This window comes from Vibrio sp. bablab_jr001, from assembly GCF_016464285.1.
GTDB lineage: Bacteria > Pseudomonadota > Gammaproteobacteria > Enterobacterales > Vibrionaceae > Vibrio > Vibrio fluvialis.
On sequence record NZ_JACDWZ010000010.1, the window covers coordinates 1 to 401 of the forward strand.

Below are 401 nucleotides of genomic sequence, written 5' to 3' on the forward strand. Positions count from 1 at the left end.
ACCACCAACGTGTACAACGATGCCAATGAAGCCTTGTTTGAGATCGACGCAGTCAGCGGTGCGATCAGTCTGACGGCAACGGGCGTCACCGCGTTCTCAAACGATTACGAAACCGCCCCCAATGTACACGATATTGTGGTGACCGCGACAGAAGTAGCGGGTCTGGGCGAGCAGAAATCCACGGACATCACCGTTGAGCTGAGTGAGCTGAATGTGGATGAGTTTGGTCCGGTGTTCGACCCGAATGACCCGGACAACGAAGACGGCCCCCGTTATGTGTTCTCGTATGATGAGAACAGCAGCGATGAGTATGTGATTGGTACGGTGTCGGCCACCGATGGTGACGGCGAGGCGGTGACGTATTCCATTACCACCAACGTGTACAACGATGCCAATGAAGC

1 pseudogene is annotated in these 401 nt (G+C 54.9%); it reads left to right on the top strand.

Annotation, left to right across the window (positions count from 1 at the left end):
- A pseudogene (locus tag JIG40_RS00840) lies at window positions 1-401 on the top strand (cadherin repeat domain-containing protein); the annotation flags it as partial.